The 20,480-nt window shown below is 43.0% G+C and carries 27 protein-coding genes; 9 read left to right on the top strand and 18 right to left on the bottom strand.

Going from position 1 to position 20,480, the window contains the following annotated elements; all coding sequences use genetic code 11:
* Positions 1 to 146 precede the first annotated feature (146 nt).
* From ACFOGI_RS06690 to ACFOGI_RS06675, 4 genes are all read left to right on the top strand, one after another.
* The gene (locus ACFOGI_RS06690) at positions 147 to 1,889 is read left to right on the top strand and encodes a carbon starvation CstA family protein (protein WP_390270357.1); all 1,743 of its coding nucleotides are present in this window, start codon (positions 147 to 149) and stop codon (positions 1,887 to 1,889) included.
* Between the two features lie 96 nt (positions 1,890 to 1,985).
* Positions 1,986 to 2,243 (top strand): cory-CC-star protein, encoded by a 258-nt coding sequence (locus tag ACFOGI_RS06685; RefSeq protein WP_390270354.1) that lies wholly within the window; start codon positions 1,986 to 1,988, stop codon positions 2,241 to 2,243.
* Between the two features lie 22 nt (positions 2,244 to 2,265).
* Positions 2,266 to 3,198, top strand: a complete 933-nt coding sequence (locus tag ACFOGI_RS06680; protein WP_390270446.1) for an ArsA family ATPase — start codon at positions 2,266 to 2,268, stop codon at positions 3,196 to 3,198.
* Positions 3,199 to 3,203: 5 nt separating this feature from the next.
* The gene (locus ACFOGI_RS06675) at positions 3,204 to 4,184 is read left to right on the top strand and encodes a zinc-binding dehydrogenase (RefSeq protein ID WP_390270350.1); all 981 of its coding nucleotides are present in this window, start codon (positions 3,204 to 3,206) and stop codon (positions 4,182 to 4,184) included.
* Positions 4,185 to 4,291: 107 nt separating this feature from the next.
* Here ACFOGI_RS06675 and ACFOGI_RS06670 read toward each other — a convergent pair whose 3' ends face one another.
* The 7 genes from ACFOGI_RS06670 to ACFOGI_RS06640 form a co-directional block, all read right to left on the bottom strand.
* Positions 4,292 to 5,149, bottom strand: a complete 858-nt coding sequence (locus ACFOGI_RS06670; RefSeq protein ID WP_390270347.1) for a DUF421 domain-containing protein — start codon at positions 5,147 to 5,149, stop codon at positions 4,292 to 4,294.
* A 41-nt stretch (positions 5,150 to 5,190) separates the two neighbouring features.
* A complete protein-coding gene (locus ACFOGI_RS06665) occupies positions 5,191 to 5,388 on the bottom strand; it encodes a DUF1657 domain-containing protein (protein ID WP_390270344.1) in 198 nt (65 codons plus the stop codon).
* Positions 5,389 to 5,400: 12 nt separating this feature from the next.
* Positions 5,401 to 5,751, bottom strand: coding sequence for a stage V sporulation protein AE (gene spoVAE, locus ACFOGI_RS06660; RefSeq protein WP_390270341.1), 351 nt, complete (start codon positions 5,749 to 5,751; stop codon positions 5,401 to 5,403).
* Positions 5,748 to 6,764, bottom strand: coding sequence for a stage V sporulation protein AD (spoVAD, locus tag ACFOGI_RS06655; protein ID WP_390270338.1), 1,017 nt, complete (start codon positions 6,762 to 6,764; stop codon positions 5,748 to 5,750). Before spoVAD ends, spoVAE begins: the two co-directional genes overlap by 4 nt.
* Positions 6,764 to 7,243, bottom strand: a complete 480-nt coding sequence (gene spoVAC / locus ACFOGI_RS06650) for a stage V sporulation protein AC (RefSeq protein ID WP_390270335.1) — start codon at positions 7,241 to 7,243, stop codon at positions 6,764 to 6,766. The genes spoVAD and spoVAC overlap by 1 nt, the downstream gene beginning before the upstream one ends.
* A 17-nt stretch (positions 7,244 to 7,260) precedes the next feature.
* Positions 7,261 to 7,719 carry a hypothetical protein gene (locus tag ACFOGI_RS06645; protein ID WP_390270332.1) on the bottom strand — a complete coding sequence of 153 codons (459 nt, stop codon included), beginning with the start codon at positions 7,717 to 7,719 and terminating at the stop codon, positions 7,261 to 7,263.
* Positions 7,720 to 7,788: 69 nt separating this feature from the next.
* Positions 7,789 to 7,995 carry a DUF1657 domain-containing protein gene (locus ACFOGI_RS06640; RefSeq protein ID WP_390270328.1) on the bottom strand — a complete coding sequence of 69 codons (207 nt, stop codon included), beginning with the start codon at positions 7,993 to 7,995 and terminating at the stop codon, positions 7,789 to 7,791.
* Between the two features lie 166 nt (positions 7,996 to 8,161).
* Between ACFOGI_RS06640 and ACFOGI_RS06635 the strand changes: the two genes are divergently transcribed.
* The gene (locus ACFOGI_RS06635) at positions 8,162 to 8,605 is read left to right on the top strand and encodes a hypothetical protein (protein ID WP_390270325.1); all 444 of its coding nucleotides are present in this window, start codon (positions 8,162 to 8,164) and stop codon (positions 8,603 to 8,605) included.
* Positions 8,606 to 8,642: 37 nt separating this feature from the next.
* Here ACFOGI_RS06635 and nfsA read toward each other — a convergent pair whose 3' ends face one another.
* The 3 genes from nfsA to ACFOGI_RS06620 form a co-directional block, all read right to left on the bottom strand.
* Complete coding sequence (gene nfsA / locus ACFOGI_RS06630) at positions 8,643 to 9,398, bottom strand: oxygen-insensitive NADPH nitroreductase (protein ID WP_390270322.1); 756 nt, start codon at positions 9,396 to 9,398, stop codon at positions 8,643 to 8,645.
* Between the two features lie 12 nt (positions 9,399 to 9,410).
* Positions 9,411 to 10,118, bottom strand: a complete 708-nt coding sequence (locus ACFOGI_RS06625; RefSeq protein ID WP_390270319.1) for a hypothetical protein — start codon at positions 10,116 to 10,118, stop codon at positions 9,411 to 9,413.
* Positions 10,119 to 10,404: 286 nt separating this feature from the next.
* A complete protein-coding gene (locus ACFOGI_RS06620; protein WP_390270316.1) occupies positions 10,405 to 10,728 on the bottom strand; it encodes a hypothetical protein in 324 nt (107 codons plus the stop codon).
* A 160-nt stretch (positions 10,729 to 10,888) separates the two neighbouring features.
* Here ACFOGI_RS06620 and ACFOGI_RS06615 point away from each other — a divergent pair, with 160 nt between their 5' ends.
* Positions 10,889 to 11,299, top strand: a complete 411-nt coding sequence (locus ACFOGI_RS06615) for a YwpF family protein (protein WP_390270313.1) — start codon at positions 10,889 to 10,891, stop codon at positions 11,297 to 11,299.
* An 89-nt stretch (positions 11,300 to 11,388) separates the two neighbouring features.
* The gene (locus tag ACFOGI_RS06610) at positions 11,389 to 12,759 is read left to right on the top strand and encodes a TrkH family potassium uptake protein (protein ID WP_390270310.1); all 1,371 of its coding nucleotides are present in this window, start codon (positions 11,389 to 11,391) and stop codon (positions 12,757 to 12,759) included.
* Between the two features lie 124 nt (positions 12,760 to 12,883).
* Here the strand turns inward: ACFOGI_RS06610 and ACFOGI_RS06605 are convergent, their stop codons facing one another.
* The 5 genes from ACFOGI_RS06605 to ACFOGI_RS06585 all read right to left on the bottom strand — a co-directional run bounded on the left by ACFOGI_RS06605 (position 12,884) and on the right by ACFOGI_RS06585 (position 17,787).
* Entirely contained in the window at positions 12,884 to 13,039 is a 156-nt protein-coding gene (locus ACFOGI_RS06605) for a YjcZ family sporulation protein (protein ID WP_390270306.1), read from the bottom strand.
* Positions 13,040 to 13,186: 147 nt separating this feature from the next.
* Positions 13,187 to 14,326, bottom strand: a complete 1,140-nt coding sequence (locus ACFOGI_RS06600) for a S1C family serine protease (protein ID WP_390270303.1) — start codon at positions 14,324 to 14,326, stop codon at positions 13,187 to 13,189.
* Between the two features lie 29 nt (positions 14,327 to 14,355).
* The gene (locus ACFOGI_RS06595; protein WP_390270300.1) at positions 14,356 to 15,525 is read right to left on the bottom strand and encodes a zinc ribbon domain-containing protein; all 1,170 of its coding nucleotides are present in this window, start codon (positions 15,523 to 15,525) and stop codon (positions 14,356 to 14,358) included.
* Between the two features lie 355 nt (positions 15,526 to 15,880).
* Positions 15,881 to 16,375, bottom strand: a complete 495-nt coding sequence (lepB, locus tag ACFOGI_RS06590) for a signal peptidase I (protein ID WP_390270444.1) — start codon at positions 16,373 to 16,375, stop codon at positions 15,881 to 15,883.
* Between the two features lie 248 nt (positions 16,376 to 16,623).
* Entirely contained in the window at positions 16,624 to 17,787 is a 1,164-nt protein-coding gene (locus ACFOGI_RS06585; protein WP_390270297.1) for an aminotransferase A, read from the bottom strand.
* A 118-nt stretch (positions 17,788 to 17,905) separates the two neighbouring features.
* On the opposite strand from ACFOGI_RS06585, the gene ACFOGI_RS06580 reads away from it, so the two are divergent.
* Positions 17,906 to 18,049, top strand: coding sequence for an FbpB family small basic protein (locus tag ACFOGI_RS06580; protein ID WP_390270294.1), 144 nt, complete (start codon positions 17,906 to 17,908; stop codon positions 18,047 to 18,049).
* 7 nt (positions 18,050 to 18,056) lie between these two features.
* On the opposite strand, the gene ACFOGI_RS06575 is transcribed toward ACFOGI_RS06580, so the two are convergent.
* Complete coding sequence (locus tag ACFOGI_RS06575) at positions 18,057 to 18,971, bottom strand: DMT family transporter (RefSeq protein ID WP_390270291.1); 915 nt, start codon at positions 18,969 to 18,971, stop codon at positions 18,057 to 18,059.
* A gap of 137 nt (positions 18,972 to 19,108) precedes the next feature.
* Here ACFOGI_RS06575 and ACFOGI_RS06570 point away from each other — a divergent pair, with 137 nt between their 5' ends.
* Positions 19,109 to 19,441 carry a hypothetical protein gene (locus ACFOGI_RS06570; protein ID WP_390270288.1) on the top strand — a complete coding sequence of 111 codons (333 nt, stop codon included), beginning with the start codon at positions 19,109 to 19,111 and terminating at the stop codon, positions 19,439 to 19,441.
* Positions 19,442 to 19,510: 69 nt separating this feature from the next.
* Here the strand turns inward: ACFOGI_RS06570 and ACFOGI_RS06565 are convergent, their stop codons facing one another.
* Together ACFOGI_RS06565 and ACFOGI_RS06560 are read right to left on the bottom strand one after the other, a co-directional pair.
* Positions 19,511 to 19,729, bottom strand: a complete 219-nt coding sequence (locus tag ACFOGI_RS06565; RefSeq protein WP_390270285.1) for a hypothetical protein — start codon at positions 19,727 to 19,729, stop codon at positions 19,511 to 19,513.
* Between the two features lie 84 nt (positions 19,730 to 19,813).
* Complete coding sequence (locus tag ACFOGI_RS06560; protein WP_390270282.1) at positions 19,814 to 20,290, bottom strand: YkyB family protein; 477 nt, start codon at positions 20,288 to 20,290, stop codon at positions 19,814 to 19,816.
* Between the last annotated feature and the right edge of the window lie 190 nt (positions 20,291 to 20,480).

Genomic DNA, 20,480 nt, shown 5'->3' with positions numbered 1-20,480 from the left:
TCTAAATTGTTGAATAATTTACAAATTATAATATAATTGTACTAGATAATAGCGCTTACACATAGCGTTATACAGGACCTTCTTCGGCCATAACCAATTGAAAGGAAGGTAGGAGAATCGTCCTGAATAAAAGGGGGGGAAGAGAAATGCCGGGAATAGTGGTTGCAATCATTGGTTTGGTTATTTTTGCATTAGGTTATCGTTACTACTCCAAATTTGTCGCCGAAAAGATTTTCAGATTGGATCCAAATTATGTCACACCTGCCCATAAATACAAGGATGGTGTGGACTTTGTCCCGACAAATAAATTTGTCTTATGGGGGCATCACTTTACTTCTGTTGCAGGAGCTGCGCCAATTCTTGGTCCGGCGATTGCTGTTTACTGGGGGTGGCTGCCAGCCTTTCTGTGGGTCATCCTGGGAACTGTTTTTGCAGCAGGGGTCCATGACTTCGGTACTTTGGCACTCTCTGTCCGAAATAAAGGACAGTCCGTTGGTACTATTGCCGATAAGTTGATCGGACAACGCGGAAAAATCTTGTTTTTATTCATAATTTTAATCTTGGTTTTAATGGTAAATGCGGTATTTGCCTGGGTGATTTCCAACTTGTTCATCACCTATCCAGCGAGTGTGGTGCCAGTATTCATCCAGATTCCATTGGCTATTTGGATCGGCTATGCAGCCTATAAACGTAATATGAAGATGCTTGTACCATCTTTGATTGCATTGGCAATCATGTACTTGACCGCTGTTGTGGCCAGTGGCACGGAATTTTTGCAGATTGATTTGGTCAGGTATATGGGAGGAGAAGATGGAACAGGACTATTCGGTCTCGGAGCTGTTTCTACAGCATTTCTGATCTGGATTGTCGTTTTGATGGCTTATGTTTATGTCGCTTCCACACTTCCTGTCTGGAAGCTTCTCCAGCCGCGGGATTTCATCAACTCTCATCAGCTTGTGGTCGGGCTGGCCATCCTATATCTCGGTCTGCTCTTTACCAACCCAGAGATCACAGCTCCTGTTACAAATTCCAATGCAGATACACCGTGGCTGCCGTTATTGTTCATTACCATAGCCTGTGGTGCTATTTCGGGGTTTCATGGCCTCGTTTCATCCGGCACATCCTCCAAACAGCTGGATAAGGAGACAGACGCCCGTTTTGTCGGATACTTCGGAGCAGTGGGTGAAGGGATTCTTGCATTAGTTTCCATTTTGGCGGTAGCAACATTTTTCGCCAGTACTACGGAGTTCACGAATGCTTATTCGGGGTTCACGGAAGCAAATGCGATCGGTCTGGGAACCTTCGTAGAAGGAGCGGCACAGCTTGCCGGAGGTTTAGCGATCCCAGCTGGTGTAGCTACGACGATTGTTTCCATCATTGTCGTCAGCTTTGCTGCTACTACATTGGATACTTCCGTAAGGCTGATGCGTTATATCATTGCTGAGCTCGGCACTGAGTATAATGTGCCTGCACTGACCAAGACCCACGTGGCAACTACAGTAGCAGTAGTTTCAAGTGCTGCACTTGTATTGATTCCTGAAGGGCCTAATGGTTTTGGATCTGGAGGGTATCTGATCTGGCCATTATTCGGTACTTCCAATCAACTTCTAGCTGGTATCAGTCTATTGCTGGTTTCCATCTGGCTTAAGCGTTTGGGCAGGAATTACGCTGTTACCCTGATACCGATGATTTTCTTGATGTTTATGACCTTATATGCCATGTTCCAGCAAGTCGTCTTTGAATGGTCCTGGTGGGGCAGCGATTCCAATACACTGCTATTCGTATTGGGAGCAATCATCTTCGGCTTCACTCTTTGGATCATCGTAACAGCATTCTCAGCTATGACAGGCAAGTTTGATGAGGAAATGGACGAAGAGAAGAAAGCATAAGATTTGATAGGAAAGGGAAGAGGTCATTGAGGAATGATCTCTTCTTTGTTTTGAAGTTTTACCTGCAGATTATGACAGGAAAGAAGAGGTGAGCTCATGCTGGAGCAGATGAAAAAGCTGGTTAAATATTATGAAGAGGTATTGAGTATGCCACATCGGCAAGAGATTGCCAGGGAACTGAGGGATGAAGACGACTTATTCATGCTTTTACTGTACTCAGAAATGATCGGGATCCCGAATCCTGTATATTACTACACGCTTGAACTGTATCCGATGATGATAGAGAAATTTCATGACTGGCACTTGCGGATGGGGATGGAGAAATCCCCGCTAAACGGAATCCGCTGCTGTTAGTTGAAGGAAGGACGTCTGCATGATGGAAGTATTAAAAAAAGAAATTATCTTTGTCGGAGGAAAGGGCGGAGTCGGAAAATCCACTTCTGCAGCCGCGATCGCCTGGAGATCAGCTGAGGAAGGCAATCGTACACTGCTGGTTTCTACAGATCCGGCACATAATCTTGGGGATATATTCAATGAACCTATAGGCGGAGTAATAAAACAGGTGGACCGTAATCTATCTGCTTTGGAGATTGATCCAGATTTAGAGACGGAGAAGTATATCAATGGAGTAAAAGAGAATATCAAAGGGACCGTTCAATCTACCATGATGGAAGAAGTCCACCGGCAGCTCGATACTGCCAAGTCATCTCCTGGTGCGGATGAGGCAGCATTATTTGATCGATTGATTTCCATTATTCTTGAAGAAAGGGAAAATTTTGATAAAATTGTGTTTGATACGGCGCCAACGGGACATACTATCCGATTGCTATCCCTTCCAGAATTGATGGGAGTATGGATCGATGGATTGCTGCAGCGCCGGAGAAAAACAAATGAAAATTACAGTCAGCTACTGAATGATGGGGAGCCGGTAGACGATCCTATCTATCAAGTGTTGCGTGAAAGACAAGAGAGGTTTTCCCAAGCTAGAAAGATATTGCTGGATGATAAGATCAGCGGTTTCATATTTGTACTGAACCCGGAACGGCTGCCAATCGTCGAGACGAAAAAGGCGGTCAAATTATTGGATGATTACCACCTCCATGTTAAAACGATCATTGTCAATAAAGTATTGCCCCCTGAAGCGGATGGGGAATTTTTGACACAACGCAAGGACTACGAGAAACGATACTTGAAAATGATTGAAGAGGCATTTGTGAGACAGGAATTGATCTATGTCCCACTTTTCCCGTATGATATTACGGACATGGAACAGTTACGACGATTCAGTTACCACTACAAGAAAGGATGAAACGGATGAAAGCATTTATACATGAAGACGGTGAACTGACAATTAAAGATATGCCAGAACCGGAAGCTGGAGAAGGAGAGGTAGTCGTATCCCTGAAGACTGCAGGGTTGAACCGGCGGGATGTAGGGCTTCCTAATCGCAGAGGCGACCAAGCAGATGCTCTTATTCTTGGCTCGGACGGGGCAGGAGTGATCGACTCTCTGGGAAAAGGCGTCAGTAATGTCAGCCAGGGAGATGAAGTCATTATCAACCCATCCTTGAATTGGAAGTATAATACCGATGCACCTCCGAAAACTTTTGACATTCTAGGAATGCCTGACCATGGCACCTTTGCCGAGAAGATCGTTGTTTCAGCAGAGCAAGTGGAATTGAAGCCAGGACATCTTTCCTGGGAGGAAGCAGGTGTCCTTGCACTCTCAGGCCTTACTGGATACAGAGCCCTGTTCACGAAAGGGCAAATCAAAGAGTTGGACACTGTATTCATCCCAGGTGCAGGTAGCGGCGTGTCCACCTATCTTGTCCAGTTTGCCAAAAATGCAGGGGCAAGAGTTATTGTTTCCTCCCGCAGTGAGGATAAGTTGGAAAAAGCGGAAGAATTGGGAGCCGATGTTGTTATCCATAATGATAGTGACTGGCAGGAGGAATTGAAAAATGAAACAGTGGATTTAGTGATTGAAAGTGTTGGGCGTGCCACGTTCAACCGCTCCTTGGGGGTTCTTAAAAAAGGTGGAAAAATGGTCACCTTCGGGGCAACTACAGAGGATGTAGTAGACTTCGATCTGCGAAGTTTCTTCTACGGTCAATATCAGCTGCTTGGCACAACCATGGGCAGCAGACAGGAATTGGAAGCAATGTTGCATCATGTCAACAACTTTGGAATGAGGCCTGTGGTGGACAAGGTGTTTCATCTGGACGAGGCACAGCGAGCATTTGATTATCTGAAAGAGGGAAGCCAGTTTGGTAAGGTTGCCTTGAAGATTCGCTGATGCAAAATATGAAGGCACTAATGAGTAGAGAGGAGAGCCGTGGAGGCTTTCCTCTTTTAATTGCGAACACTCCTGAAGGGAAGTAGATCTATGTGGTTGAGAATGACTCAGGTCATGTATGGGGTTATCATATCAATGGCCTGCTGAAGTCTTTTACTATTCCGCTCATACATAGATTTGGATGTCTGGTTATCTGTAGCAAGTGCAAACAACTCCAGGTCTGCTTGGGCTTTTTTCAACGTTGCAAGCAGGAGGGGGACTTCACTCGGGTTAGGAACGGCAATCATATCATCATATAAATCAACATACAATTGTCCATTCGTATCGGCCTGCCCCAAGAATACGTTTTCCAGACTGACATCCATTTTTTCCAGCTCAGTTTCCAGCCAGTTAATGTTGAGATTCAAGTTGGCCAGAGGTTCATGCAGGACGTTCCCATCCATAATAACTGTCTGGGGTTCCTTTTGAGGAGCTAGTTTCAAGCCTAAATCCTTTGGGGTGAGCGGTCGGTTCTCCCGTTTAGGAAGGACGTTTAATGCTCCGGAAGGCTCCAAAACTGCAAACTCTACATCCGATGCTAAAAATATATTATTATCCCTCAACTTTTCGAGGAGATCATCTGTAGAGTAGCCTGCCTTTTTTAGATTGTCCTCCATGATTTTTCCATCCTGAATGAACACCGTGCTTTTTCCTTCGGTAAAGTTTCGGAATGCTTTGCTTTTCAGGGAGATATATTCAACGCCGTATGGCACAATGAACCAGATGAACATAGCAATAAATGCATAGGCAATAGTTCCATCCGGATCAATCGTATGAACAGCAACAATCCCGCCCAAGACAATACCCGTGATATACTCGAAAACATTAAGCTGAGACAGCTGCTTTGTCCCAAGCAGCTTCGTCAGGGCAAACAGGACGACTAGCAGTGACACTGATTTGATAACGATAATCAACCAATCCGGCATTTAATCACGTCCTTTCCATTACGTTGAATCCTTGCCCTCTGTTAGTACTGCGGTTCTTCTTTCGACAGTTCAATGACCTGTTGTTTTAAATCGCTTTTTATATCTAACAGTATATTGCCAGCGTGAAAAAATGCATTCTTTGTTTCCTGGTCTTTCGCTTTATTAGCCAGCATCTCCAAAGATGCCTCAGCACTTTTAATGGATGCATAACAGCTTTTCACTTGTGAACCAACAGTCATCTCTGTTCACTCCTATCCTTTTGGCTTGAAAATGAGGGCTCCGATCACCCCAAAAATGATGGCAGCAGAAATACCGGCACTGGTCACTTCGAACATCCCGGTAACCACTCCGATTAGACCGTGTTTTTCTGCTTCTGCCATTGCACCATGCACTAGAGAGTTGCCGAAGCTTGTAATCGGAACGGTTGCACCGGCTCCTGCGAAGTCGATAAGTGGCTCGTACCATCCGAACCCATCCAAAATGGCACCCAGGACTACAAGGATGGTCAACGTATGTGCTGGAGTCAGCTTGAACACGTCGAACATTATTTGACCGAGAACGCAAATGAACCCGCCAACGATAAAAGCCCACAAAAATATCACGATATATCACTTCCTGACTCAATGGATACTGCATGCGCAATACATGGGATTGGATCTTTTTGTTGGATACTCAATGGGGAGTGAAGGCTTCCTGTAGCAACAACTAGAATCCGATTCAACTCGCCTCGTTTCATGGCGTTTAGGAAATGTCCATACGTAACAACAGCTGAACAGGCAGAGCCGCTTGCACCGGCCAGTACCGGCTGATCCTCCCGATAAATCGTCAATCCGCAATCAACATACTGATCCAACTGTATATCCCACCCCCGCTCAGTCAGCAAATCAAAGGAGACTTCTCTTCCTATATGTGCAAGGTCGCCTGTGATAATTAAATCATAATAGGAAGGATCCACATTCCGTTCCCTTAAATGAGCCTCAATGGTGTCCACTGCAGCAGCAGCCATGGCGCCTCCCATGTTGAAGGGATCCGTAATCCCCATATCCATGACTTTTCCAATTGTTGCGGAAGTGACCACTGGTCCTTCCCCGTTTTTTGCCACCAAAGCGCAACCTGCGCCGGTGACTGTCCATTGGGAGGTGGGTGGCTTCTGTCCACCGTACTCTGTTGGATAACGGAATTGTTTTTCGGCAGCTGCATTATGACTTGCAGTTCCGCTAAGAATATAGTTGGCTCCTCCAGCATTGATGATGTGGGCGGAAAGAGCAAGGCTTTCCATCGATGTTGCACAGGCATTGAACAAGCCAAAGTAGGGGATTCCCATAGTTTTAGCAGAAAAATTTGAGGGAGTAATCTGATTGATGAGATCTCCGCTTAAGAAAAATTCCACCTGTTCTTTTTCTATGGGACTTTTCTTAATGGCTACCTGGCATGCCTCTTCCATCATCATTTGTTGGGACTTTTCGAATGAATCTTGTTGGAGCCACATATCATCATGCAGGATATCAAAATCATTTGGAATATTGCCTTTGGCTTCAAATGGTCCTCCTACCGTACCAGTAGAAATGATGGAGGGTTTATTATCGAAGATCCATGTACGATGTCCAACTAACATTACAATCCACCCCATTGGATGAGAATAGTTTTGATCAGCGCAATAACAAAGGCAGCAAATACTCCATATACGATAACAGGGCCCGCCAATTTCAGCATATTGCTTCCGACCCCGAGAATGAATCCTTCGGTACGATACTCGATAGCTGAGGAAATTACTGCGTTGCCAAACCCTGTTACCGGTACAGCAGTCCCCGCGCCTGCAAATTGTCCCATCCGGTCATACACCCCAAAACCCGTAAGGAGCATGGTTAAAAAGATGAGGGTAGCAACGGTGGGGTTTCCAACTGTTTGTTCCGTAAAATTGAAATTATACATATAGAAGGTGGAAATGATCTGACCGATAAAGCAAATGAACCCACCAACCAAAAAAGCTTTGATGCAATTTTTAAAGACAGGACGTTTCACTTCTCGTTTCTGTTGGAAGGATTGATAGGCCTGAGCTTCTGGTGGTAGCTTTTTTTTCTTTTGATCTGCCATTTCTGTCACTCTTTTCTTTAGGTCTGTTCTTTCGAAAGTTTAATTAGCTTATCCAGCTCTTTATTCAATTCTTTCTTTGAATATTTTCCTTTATCCAGCTTCTTTTCAATCCGTTCCAGCTCTAAGAGGATTTTTTGATCTGTTGAAAATTCTACGTGCATATCAGAGAAATGCTTCTTCATTTCTTTGGTGCGTTCTTTACGGAATTTAGCCAGCTGAAATCGTTTCATATGTTCAATTTCCATACCAATCAGCATATGTTTGGAAGTATTGACAGCTTTAACACCTGTTACTTCTGGATGCTTGCTCAGTCTTTCCTTGGCCTGATTGGAAGGAGTCTGGTCGATTGCGTTTTGGGAAGATATCTGGGTCATATCAATGGAATCATTAGTAGAACCTTCCTGTTGGTTATCTGTATTACATCCGGCCGCAAACCAGAGGAAGCTGCATAATATAATAGCTTTCCATAATTTCATGACAATCATCCATTCTGTTTAGTAAGAGGAGATAAGAGGAGGTCTGGACAGACCTGCCTCTTTTTGCTTCTAGAATCCTTTATATTGTGGTTCTTCTTGTTCCATCTGCTGCACCCTTGGCTCAACACTCTGTAAGATGGCCTGGGTTTGCTGTGCTGCGCTTTCATACATCTGTTTCGCCTGTTTATTTTCCGTCTGCAAGGCAAATTGTTCAAAACTCGCCTGTGCACTTTTAAGACCGGCAATCGTTTGTTTTACTTGTGTGCCTACTGTCATTTTCTGCTCCTCCTTCACCGTGGGATACATGTCTTATCATGCGATGGACCGGAGTGAAATATGCATACGTACTTTTTTTGATTTTACCCTGTAGAATAGGAAAGAAACGAAACATTTAGAGAAGTTATCCGTATTATCGGATAGAGGGAAGCAAGGAGGAGTGAAATTGCGGAAGTGGTTGCTTATTTTTCCTGGATTGACGCTGATTTTTATAGGGTGGTTATATTTCCCATTTTTAGAAGAGGAGAGGGATTTGCAGGAAGAAAGATATATTAAAAAGGAATCTGGGGAGTTTGTGTTGCATGTGAAAATAGGGAGGAAGGAGGATAAGATAGAAGTGCTTCGTTCCTTGCAGTATTTAGGCAAGGAATCCATTGAAATTGAACACCGGACACCCCTGGCCTCCGTATCCTTTGGACATAGGAACCATGACTTCACCGGGAGTCCTGTACACAGAAGATTAAATAGCGGGGATATATACTTGCCCAAGACAGATGCTATTTTCTCTTTGAATGAAGAAAATGCATGTAAGGTATACATCCATGCAGAATTCACGGCAGATGGGGAAGAAGTAGTGATCGATCATGCTGAAGAACTTCCATTCCATTAAAAAACAGCACTCATCACAGAAGTGCTGTTTTAGTGACTTAACGTTTATTCAATTGTTTGCTGTGGAGGAACGGGGTAACATCCAGTCGTTGAGGATTGGAGTATTTTCTGATCATTTGCTCGGTCCAGGTATCTATTCTGGTATTTGTGCTACGTTTATTATAGTAATCCTTCAGCTTTTTATCAAATTCACCAATAAATTGCGCCTGTTTTTCATCCTCCAAATAATTGTTTTCATGATAAATGGTTTCAATCGCCGGCCGGGGCTTGATTTCAGGCTGTTGATCAGGGTAACCGACTGCCAGGCCAAATAGGGGAACAACGTGCTTCGGAAGGTTCAAAAGATCATTGACTTTATTGATATCATTTCTCAAACTTCCAAGGAAGCATGCACCTAGTCCCATTGATTCTGCTGCCAGGACGGCATTCTGTGCTGCCAGTGCTGTGTCTATTACCGTCACAATGAATTGTTCCGTACTTTCAATTGTTTCAGTGATCGATGCATGATCAGCATTCTTGGCTCTTTCTCCCAGTACGTTCGCCCGATGCAGGTCACCGCAAAATACAAATAAATGACCATTATTTTTTACATAGGGCTGCCCGGAAACTTCCATTAAAGCTTGCTTCTTTGATTCATCTGTAATGCCGATAATGGTATAAGCCATCACAAAACTGGAGGTGGAAGCCTGCTGAGCAGATTGGACGATTGTATGTATTTGTTCTTTTGTCAGCTTTTCATCTTTAAATTTTCGGATGGAACGATGGCTGAGTATAGTGTCGATTGTTTCGTTCATTGTTATTATTCCTCATTTCTTGATAATTTTTAGGGTACGTTTGTTAGAAGCCTGTCCTGGATCGGAAATATCCTCGTTTTCACTGGAGGTTTGCATCTGGTCGGCTGTTTCGACACGAAGATGATCATTATCAATCCATCGCACATGGTCAAGAATTTGCTGATACTCTAGGACGTCTTTATCGCCTTCTTTTTCTAAGAGAGGAAGCTTTTCCCAATTGTTGATATCCATAACGATAAGGTCTGCGGCACTGCGGTCGAAGGATGTGCGACTGAATTCAAATGCCATTCTATCTTCGTCCGGTGACAGGTGCATTCCTTCGAATATTGCCATGTCTGCAAGCAGGAAGGCCTTATTACTTTCCGATGGATTCAACAGAAGATAGGAGCATAATTCTTTGGTGCAAGAGAATTCAAGCAGATAAATACTTAACTCTGGGTGGATACGCTCCAGATCCATTTTTTTAATTTTTTCATTCGGGTACTCGGCAGCTGCTAAATATCCCTTTAATATAGGGACAGCTTGGAGGTTGATGATAATCTGTTCGTCTTCCAAGGGAAACTCGATCCATTCGATTGTCTCATCTTCCTGTTCGTCTTCCATCAATTCCGGTTGTATTCCAGAGCCAGCGGATTCCTGCTTGACAATCGCTGGTTCATTATCTTCGGAACAAGAGGCCAAGAGGGACAAAAAAAGAATCAGAAATAATAGTCTGCGCATGGCAATGAACTCCTCTTCTTATATATCTCCTATGGGCAAGCAGCCATTCAATATGTGAATATAGTCAATTATACAATAATATGGAATATTTAGCAGTCCATCTGCAAAAAAAACTGCCATTTTCAGGCAGTTTTCATATAGTTTATTAAATTAAAGAAGGGGTATGAGTACGTTGGAGTAAAAGAGTCTGCACCTGTTGATTTCTATCATTGCTTCACATTTCGACACACGAGGTATGAATATGGTTCAATAGTTGGAAGAATGGTTAGATCAGGGAAACCTAGGCTTAAATGGCAACCGATTTATCACCGGTCATTTTATGATTGGCACGCAATTCTTCATGGATCGTTTTTTCCTTCAGCAAGGAATGGATTTCCCTGTATCCTTCTTTTACATTCTCGCCATCGAGGATCATGACGAAAGGTTGGTTTTTCCGATTAAAATAAAAAAATGATAATAGTTTGGGCAGGTTTCCTGCGTCTGCTATCAAATTGTCACGGTACAAATAAATATTTAAATGGCTCTTGGAACAATAATGATGTAGCGCTATAATATCCTGAGTGCCTATATTTCGGTCCAGTTCTATTTCATAGGATGAAATTTCCGGCAATTTAAGTCACCTCACGATTTTAATCTGTTTGGTAACCACGTACCCTTACATAGTTAGCACTAAACATGGTCTGGACTTGAATATCAATTACTGGCATTTTTTGATAAACTATAATCACTGCTAAAGACAGGCAACATGGTGATGGAGAGGGAGGATGCTAATGAAAACATTTAAATTGAAATCATTAGATATCATGAAACATGAAGCAGACGATATTGTCCAGGATGAAATTTCTTTACTGGATGGATTGATCATCAACCGTGAAGACGCCGAGAATCGGTGGCTCATAGAACTATATACCAATCAATCCTATCTTCATTTTTTTAATTCTTTATATGAATCGGGTGATGAGATTATCGTCCAAGGTAAGATCACGAAAGAAACCAACCAGCCAGCGACCTTCATCGCCTCCGTCATTGAAGTGAACGAGATTGCCGACAATATGAATGTGTTATTGATTGCTACGATGGTGGATCGTCAGAAAAATAAGATTGATGAGATGCTTACACTGCTGATTAATGAAGGATATGAGGGAGAAGAGCTTCTTCGTAAATTCAAGGATGTAACCTAAGTTTCTACTGAGGCTTACCAGTAAGCCAGTATGTTGTTGACTGGGTTTTCAGTAATCGGTTAATACCGCAATCCATAAGGAGTACCAACATGTATTATAGACAGAAGAACCAAGTAATGAGATGGGTACATACACTGTCCCCTTTTAAAATCCTATTGATTTTCTATTTCCTTGCTGTGATGATTTCGACTACTTTGATGTCCATGCCGTTCATATATCAGGATGGTGTGGATATTGCCTTCATTGATGTCCTTTTCACATCGGTAAGTGCCTTCAGTGTGACCGGGTTAAGTACCATCACGATAGCTGATACCTTGAGTACTGCTGGTATAATTGTACTTGCGCTGATCATGCAGTTAGGTGCTGTAGGTGTGATGGCAATCGGAACCTTCATCTGGCTGCTGCTGGGGAAAAAGATAACTCTGAAAGAGCGCCGCCTTATCATGACTGATCAGAATCAAACATCCTTTGAAGGAATGGTAAGACTAATCAAGCAGATCGTCATTGTTCTCTTGACGATAGAATTGATTGGCTTCCTAGTATTAGGAACGTATTTCCTTCAATATTTCCCTACAGCAGGGGAGGCTTATATGCATGGCTTTTTCGGTTCGGTCAGTGCCACTACCAATGGAGGCTTTGATATTACAGGAGCCTCTCTAGAACCTTTCAGCAATGATTATTTTGTCCAGTTCATCAATATTCTCCTGATCATTTTCGGGGCCATCGGTTTTCCAGTCCTTATTGAAGTGAAGAGCTTTATATTTGCTAAAGGAGAAGACCGACACAAAATGCGGTTCAGTTTATTTACAAAGGTAACCACTATGACCTTTCTCGTATTGTTGGTGGTTGGAGCTGGGTTTATTTATCTGCTAGACTTCAATAATTTCTTTGCAGGAAAAAGTTGGCATGAAGCTTTTTTCTACGCTTTATTCCAATCGGTTACCACACGGAGCGGCGGTCTATCGACCATGGATGTGAGCCAGCTTACGGAGGGGAACCATCTGTTCATGTCCATGTTGATGTTCATCGGTGCATCACCAAGCAGTGCGGGGGGAGGGATCAGGACTACTACCTTTGCATTGGTTGCCATTTTTCTCATCAGCTATGCGCGAGGAGGAAAAACAATCAGGCTGTTTAAGAGGGAAGTATACGATGACGACCTGTTAAAGGCTGTCACTGTCACTCTGTTGTCACTTATCTTTGTCTTTATCTCTGTTTTGTTGATGACAATCATTGAGCCATTCAGCCTACCCGAAATTCTCTTTGAAGTAACATCTGCTTTCGGAACAGTGGGGCTTTCCCTTGGCATTACCAGTGAATTGTCGACGTTCAGCAAGATTATGCTGATGCTTCTGATGTTCATAGGACGGGTAGGAATTGTGACCTTGCTGTTTGTTTTCAAAACAACCAAGAAAAGCGGGAATTATCATTATCCAAAAGAAAAGATGATCATTGGCTGATCCCTTTTATGTATGAACAGCTTGTGCCCAAGGGCACAAGCTGTTTTAGAGTCAAAACACCGAACGTTACTGGTTATACGAGATAGAGAGAAGAAGTAAATAAAAGAGTCTGCCTAAAAAAAGCCTAGCAATAGAAAGTTGCGCCTACGATAATCAGAAGGATAAAGAGAACGACGATCAGTGCAAAGGAATCGCCTCCATAATAATTGCCGCAGGCATTGTGGCCAAAGCCGCCGACATTATTGCCGTAGCCACCTACACCGTAATTATTATATCCCATTTCTATCCACCTCCTACTTACAGTTATACTATATGTCTGAATAAGGAAAGTGTATGGACGATTCGCCCAGTTTTGGATAAAAAGCGGATTTTTTCTTGGCCAGATGTAAAAAAACTGACGTCAAATAGACGTCAGTTTTTTACAAGGTCACATTTCGGTTGCCATGATATCAAGTATTTTAAGCTGATCATTTTCATAACCTAGGAGGAATTCGTATAGATAGGCTGTCAGCTTCGTTTCTTTTTGATTCTGTTGATTGCTCTTGATCTGTATTTCTGTTTCGATCCTGACGCTTTGGTTATCGTTGAGATCACTGGATAGCTCGTCATAATGAATATCCACTATCTGTATATACCTGTCCCGGAATTCTGCATAGCTCATTTCCATTTGGAGGGTGCTGCCCAGCAGGGTATAGGCGTTCACATAATCCCGTATAGCTATACTGTCCAGGAAGTAATCCACCAAGTATTCGGCGTCTTCTTTAAGGGCTTCAGGCTGGGAGCTTGTGAGCATATCTTCTGCCTGTACAAACTCAAGTTGGTCATTATGTGCCTGTTCTGACCATTGTTCTGCCTGTTCAATGACTTCATGTATAGGTATGCTGAATCCAATGGTGCCATCTTCTGTGCCAACTGAATTGACGGCAATCACTTCGCCCGTATATCTGTTAATCAAGGGGCCACCGCTGTTCCCATGGGTAATGGAAGCAGATATCTGATATACATTGGAATAGTTATAACCGTCTACCATAAACTGGCGGTCTTTGCCGGAAATAATGCCAGTGGTTACTGTATTCTGAAAGCCATGCGGACTCCCGAGGGCAATAACTTCATCGCCGATTTCTGCTGTATCTTCTCTTTGCACGGATGCATACCTTTGTCCAGCAAGCTGGGGAACGCGAATGACGGCTATATCAGTCTCTTTACTAAGACCGACAACAGCTGCAGGGTAGACTCGAGCGTCTGCCGTGCGGGCATATATGATATCCGCCTTATCAATGACATGGGCATTGGTGATAATGTCTCCTTTTTCGTTATAAAGAAAACCAGAACCGGTGGTCGTGTTGTTTTCAGTCCGACCTTGTATTTGAAGGACATTTTTTTCAGACTGGTGGATGATTGTTTTTAGATCAAGATCCCGGTTATCCGAATTAACTTTTTGGAGGAAGGGGTTGTTAATCTCCGTTTCTTCTTTTTTCCATTGCTCCTGAAGGAGGAGAAATCCAGCAATCCCTGCTAGCAATATAATTACTGACAGCAGGATGGGTAGGAAAAGACGTTTCCGCATGATTTTACACCTCATTGAACTTCTGCATGCTATTCATCATCTGTATACCAGGTAACTTTTTTCACTTCGACGTCAGGTTTCTCGTTTTGCAGGCCTGCTTCGTAATGAGTGAATTCAAATTCTCCTTTTTCTCCTGGAAATAATTTTTCGGGGTACACATATACCTTGTTTGAGAAAATTTCCTCATTGTCTCCTGTGATGAGAGCATATTCAGCCTGTATGGAGCCAATCGGAACAGTTGCAACACTTTTGACTTCACCGGATACCTTTAAATTTCCCTCACCATCTTTCTGAGCCTGTACGGACAACAATTTCACCGCATCTTTCTCATTGAGCTGGTCGTCTTGGGCAGCCGTATTGATGGCCTGTTCCACCCGCTGTATTCGGGCATTTTCAAAGGCGGATTGTTCTTTCTCGATGGTAGTCTTCAAGCTTCGCAGTTTTTCCGACGCAGGCGCATATTTCAGCCCGTCATCTACGAGCAGTTTCGCATCATTGAAGTGATAATTGTTCAATTGCTTACTGGCATTAGAAAATGTGAATGCAATAATTTTATCTCGAATGGAAGCTGCCATATCGGCACCTTCCTTACCTGTCAAATCCTCTGCTTCCCAGAGCAGGAGTTTCAATTGATCAATATCCGGTTCTTCCTTCATTCGCTCACTTAAATGAGCAGTCTTTATGGTTTCCCGTTCTGTGGAGATTTTTTCAAGCAGCTGATCGACAGCAGAGCCTCTATAGTTCTTCAATTCATTTTCCGCTTCGTTTACGACAGATAAAGCTTGTTGAAACTCGTTATTTTCCCTAAGTTTGTCTGCCTTTTTCAGCGAATGATCTATTTTCAAGGCAATATCCATGAATTGCAAAGAGATTTCCGCCTGTGGAAAGCCACTCGTCAACTCGGCCGCTTCGGCAAATGAGTTTCGTGCTGTATGCAACTCACCTTCCTTGAAACTCTGTTCTCCCAGGGTATAGAGTTCTTTTGCTTTATTTGTAGTATGTTGAAGGTAGATATAGTAAGAACCTAACGCAGCCAGCATAATTACCAAGACCATTCCTGGAAGGAGCCAGCTTCTACCGGAATTGCTATGTAATTCGCTGATACGGTTCTCTAAATCTACAGGCAGTTGTCTTCCGCAATGGACACAAAATTTTTCACCAATCTTGATTTCCGTACCACAATAAGGGCAATATAGCATGAATTCACCTGCTTTTTACCATTCATACCCGGTCATATAGCTACCGGGTAATCTTCTAAGACAGGTCCGGTAATTATGTATACCTGTCTTATATATTCTATATTTTAACATAATAATACTTTATTTAGGTTGGGGAAATTGGTATGATGATAAAGAGAAACCACACATAGGTGTTCCAGTAGGATAACGCATAACATTTGAAAGGGGAGCCAATAACATGGAATTATGGGAGATCGCCTTTGGCGCTGTCTGCTTTGGTATTTTAGCGCTTAATATAGGATACTGTCTATTTGATAATGAAGCATAAAAGCCAAGAAGCAGGTCGACAAATAACGGCCTGTTTCTTGGCTTTTGCTTATCGTGTGACTCCCCATTCACTGAATGGGTAAATGATCACTTCTGATTTCCCTATAATAGCATCTTCTTCTATAAAACCAAGTCCGTTCCTGCTGTCCTTGCTGATGGCTCTGTTATCTCCCATTACGTAATAGTTTTCTTCAGGAATATGTACTGGCCCGATATTGCCAGTCCGCTCGAGGTTCATCTCACTCAAGAAAGTCTGCTCGTATCTATCTCCATTGATATATAACCTGTTATTTTTTATTTCAATAGTCTCTCCCGGTAAACCAATAATCCTTTTTACGTAATTTTTTGTGGGACGTTCAATGATCACTACATCCCCGCGATTTGGCTCATCGAGCAGGTAGACAATCTTATTGAAGATTACCCTTTCCCCATCCTCTAGAGTAGGCTCCATGCTTTCCCCTTCAACAATAGAAGTGGCGAAAATGAAAGACCTTAAGATGAATGCTATGAGTAAGGCCACAACGATTGCTTTTCCCCACTCCATCCATTCACTATTTTCCTTTGTCAAAGAAAGCCACCCTTTCTTGCTAACATTCCTTCACTATTATATTAGCATAAGTACATCTTGCCTTCGAGCTTTTACTGCCATCATAAAGATAATGAAAGCAGGAGGCAGGTGGTTTCATTTGGAAAGCTGTACATCAGTGGATGGAGTGAATGAACCAATTCATTCGCTGTTATCCAGTGTTGGTCAGCCCAGACCCAGTCTCTATGGAAAAGAGCACATATAGCCTAGCTCAGGGCTGCTTGCTGCAGGTAGATCTCTAGGCGATCCAGTCCTTTCTTCAGTGTATCCATACTGTATGCATAGGAGAGACGCATATAACGTTCGCCTTCCGAAGAGAAGCTGCTTCCCGGCACCAAAGCTACTCCGCCTGTTCTAACCAAATCCAATCCCAGCTCGAAGGAGGTCAATTCCTTTATAGGGAATTTCGGGAAGAGGTAGAAAGCGCCCTCTGGCTTGGAAACTTCCAATCCCATGTCAACCAGCCTGTTATAAACGTAATCACGTCTTTTTTTATACTCGGCTCTCATCTGCTCTGTGCTCTCTGTACCTGATTGAAGTGCTTCCAATGCTGCATACTGGCTGATAGATGAGGCACATGACACATTATATTGGTGCACTTTCAGCATATGGGTCTGCAGCCATCCCGGCGCGAGGGCATATCCAATACGGAATCCTGTCATCGAATGGGATTTCGAAACACCATTTATCACAATTGTTTGGTTCTTCACTTCTGGGAAACCAGCGATGGAAGTATGTTGCTGACCATAGGATAGTTCACTGTATATTTCATCCGATAGTATGAAAATATCTTTTTCCTTCAGTACATCCACCAGTTCACGGTATTCTTCCTGAGAATAGGAAGCACCAGTCGGATTGGAAGGGGAGGGAAGAACCACACACTTCGTTTTATCTGATATCTCGCTCATCAACAGCTGTTTCGTCAGTTTGAAATCTGACTCTGTCGTATCCACATGGACAGCCTTGCCTCCAGCTAAATGAATTAATGGTTCATAACCGGGATAAATCGGAGCCGGGAGGATGACTTCATCACCCGGTCTTAAAATGGTTCGGAAAGTGATATCGATTGCCTGGGATGCTCCATTGGTGACGATGATCTCGGAATTAGCATCATATTCTAGACCGTAGTGATTCTTTTGAAAAGTGGATATTGCTTTCCGCAGCTCCAATATTCCCGCATTGCTTGTATAGGTGGTGCGGTTATCTTTCAGCGCCTGCTCTGCCGCCTGCTTAACATTGGTAGGAGTATCGAAGTCTGGCTGGCCGATCGTCAAGGAGACGACATCTTCTTCCTCTGAGACCAACTGAGAGAACTTGCGAATTCCAGAGATTTCAATACTTTTTACGTTTTCATTCAATAAATGTTCCAATTGTCAATCCTCCAAACAAACTAAAAAAATAAAATGTTATAAAATGTTCAAATAATTTCGATTTACTAGATGAAAACTGGGGTATAATAGCCATATAAACATAAAAGGAGTGTACCACATGAGACCTAAATCGTTAAATTTTGAACAATTGGTTCAAAAAAATAAAGAAGAATTACTGGATAATGAAAAAGAAATCACCAAAATAGAAATGCGCTTGGAAAGAAGGCAAGAAGAATTGGTGAAAGAGAAACAGGATGGTTAATAGTTAATCATCCTGTTTTCTTTCGCTTCAGCGGGAGTATATGTCCTGCACTGCTACCATACAGTTGAATGAGTATTACAGCCCCGATGATCAGACCCATACCAGCTGTCTGTATGGAGGAGAAGCTCTCTTGGAATACAAAAACACCGATCACAGTAGCTACAACAGGCTCAATAGTGGAGAGGATCGAAGCCTTGGAAGCCTCTGTGTGCTGGAGTCCGTAAGTATAAATGATATAAGCGACAGAAGTAGGTAAAAACCCCAATCCTGCAGCAAAAAAGAGGACCTTGGGATCTGTAAAGAGATGAGCCTTGTCCGCATAAGGAAAGAGTGGCAGGAGGGCCAGTGACGCTACGATGAAAGTGTACGCGGTTATACTCAAACTCGTATATTTTTTAAGCGCATACTTGCTGAAGATGCTATAGAAAGCATACCCCAGACCTGAGCCAAGTCCGAATAAAACACTGACCAATTGCACGTTCCCAAGGCTCCATGGCATTAATCCCACTACCAGGCAAGTCCCTGCCAAGGTAATCAGCAAAGCAGCCATCTTCATTTTTGTCAGAGGCTCCTTGAACAGCAGGGAAGAGAGAATTGTCACAAAAGCTGGAGCTGTATAGAGCAAGGCAGTTGCCATTGGAATGGTGGAAAGTTCAATGGCCGAGAACATACAGTAATTGAAAAAGATGATGCTCAATATGCCGGTGCCGAGAAAATACTTCAGGTCTGTAGCCTGCTTTAGTTTGAGTTTTCCAGGTGATGCGATCAACAGATAGCCCCCAAGCATGACAGCGGAGAACCATACCCTTAAAGTGACCACCTCCATTGGAGTGAAACCAAATTCATACAAGTTCTTGACATACCAGCCAATCGTTCCCCATAGAGCCGCACCTAAAATAATATATAAGAATGCCTTATTCATCTCATCCCTCCTAATTAATACATACCCAACGCCAATTATAACAGAAAATTCTATACTTGAAGCATCAGTCTCAAGGTATAGACACTAATTCTATTGTTTAAAATGGTGATAGAAAACAGGGAAGGAGGAGGGATAATGTGCTGCAGAAAATGATGGATAGGATTGCTCTTCTGCCGGAATGGGCTAAAGAAGCGTATATTTTACTTGCCATTACCCTAATTGGCATCCTGGTCGTTTACAAGGTTGCAGAGCCTATCGTCCATTGGATGGTTTTTAAGAAAATGATCCATCTATTAAGTTATGCTGTTTCCAGCTTTGGAATACTTGCCTCATTATTGTTACTCACTGTTTGGTCAGGGGATGAGCACTATGCATACCTGTTGAAAGTAGTTTTACAAGGTTTTGCTGCTTTTGGTGGAGGATTGATAATAACGACGATTTATCGAAGGTTTACGAAAAGAATTAGATGAGAGAAGGAGAAACCAGCAGTGGGGCCGAGACTAGAATAGCTGCCCAAATGATGGACAGCTATTTTATGATTATTGGACGTGTGTACCTCCGCGAAGATTGTTCTGCAAGTTTTCCAGCCATTTATACACGGGGATGTAATATTCCTGGGGTTCCTTGAGGCTGTGTGGCGCTGCTGTCATCACCAGTTCTTTCTCAGAATCCGATAGTTTTTCAAATTGGTCTTTCAGACGATGTGTCTGTTGAGCATGCTTTTCCAGTTCATTTATGAAAATTTGTAAGTGTTGCATCTGTTTTACCCTCCTTTAGTAATCTAATACCTTAACGGAGGGGTGATAAAACCTGATATGGTCCTATGTTGTATACATGAATCTTCAGAAATGCCGATGTGGTTTCGTAGGCGGCCATTCCATCTTACCCAGGGAGGAAGGAGTGAAGTAGGAAGAGGAATAGCTTCTCCTTTGCCGGGTTTGCTTCTCTTTTTTCGGTTTCCACCCGATATACTGGTAAATGGCTTTCTTTGCTTGTGAGAGAGACATTTTGGCGGGAGGATTACGATAACTTTGATCCAGAGAGCCTAAATGCTTTAATCCTTTGATGTCTTCTTTCGCCGGAGGGATATGGAAATAGTAATCTGCCACTTTGACCAGAAGTGTAGAGTGCTGATTACTGAACTTTGGATGGTCGGAGAAATGCAGACCAATTTTCTCTGCTTTTTTTTCCTTAAGTAGACGGCTGATCGCCTCTTTCTTAATGTGGTAGAGATGCTTGGGTTCAGGAGCTGTCTTAGCATGGCGGTTGATTGTATACAGTGCTTTCGCAATCTCACCTGTCGGAATATCCTGTGGCATGTCTTTACCTCCTTTCATTTCCCCTTGATTTCTTTCTATAGTACCTTAATGGATGCTATTCTGCAAGATGAGTAGATAGGGAAGGAACCAAAGAAAATAGACCGGCCTATATAGGCCGGTCTTCAGCTTGTAGAGAAACCCTGTGTTTTTCTACAAGCTTTTTTTCTTGCCTCCAGGAGCACAGACCATT

It is taken from the genome of Virgibacillus xinjiangensis (assembly GCF_042643145.1).
GTDB classification, from domain to species: Bacteria; Bacillota; Bacilli; order Bacillales; family Amphibacillaceae; genus Virgibacillus_O; species Virgibacillus_O xinjiangensis.
The sequence above is the reverse complement of the archived record's forward strand: the minus strand, read 5'-3'. Positions and strand labels throughout refer to the sequence as shown.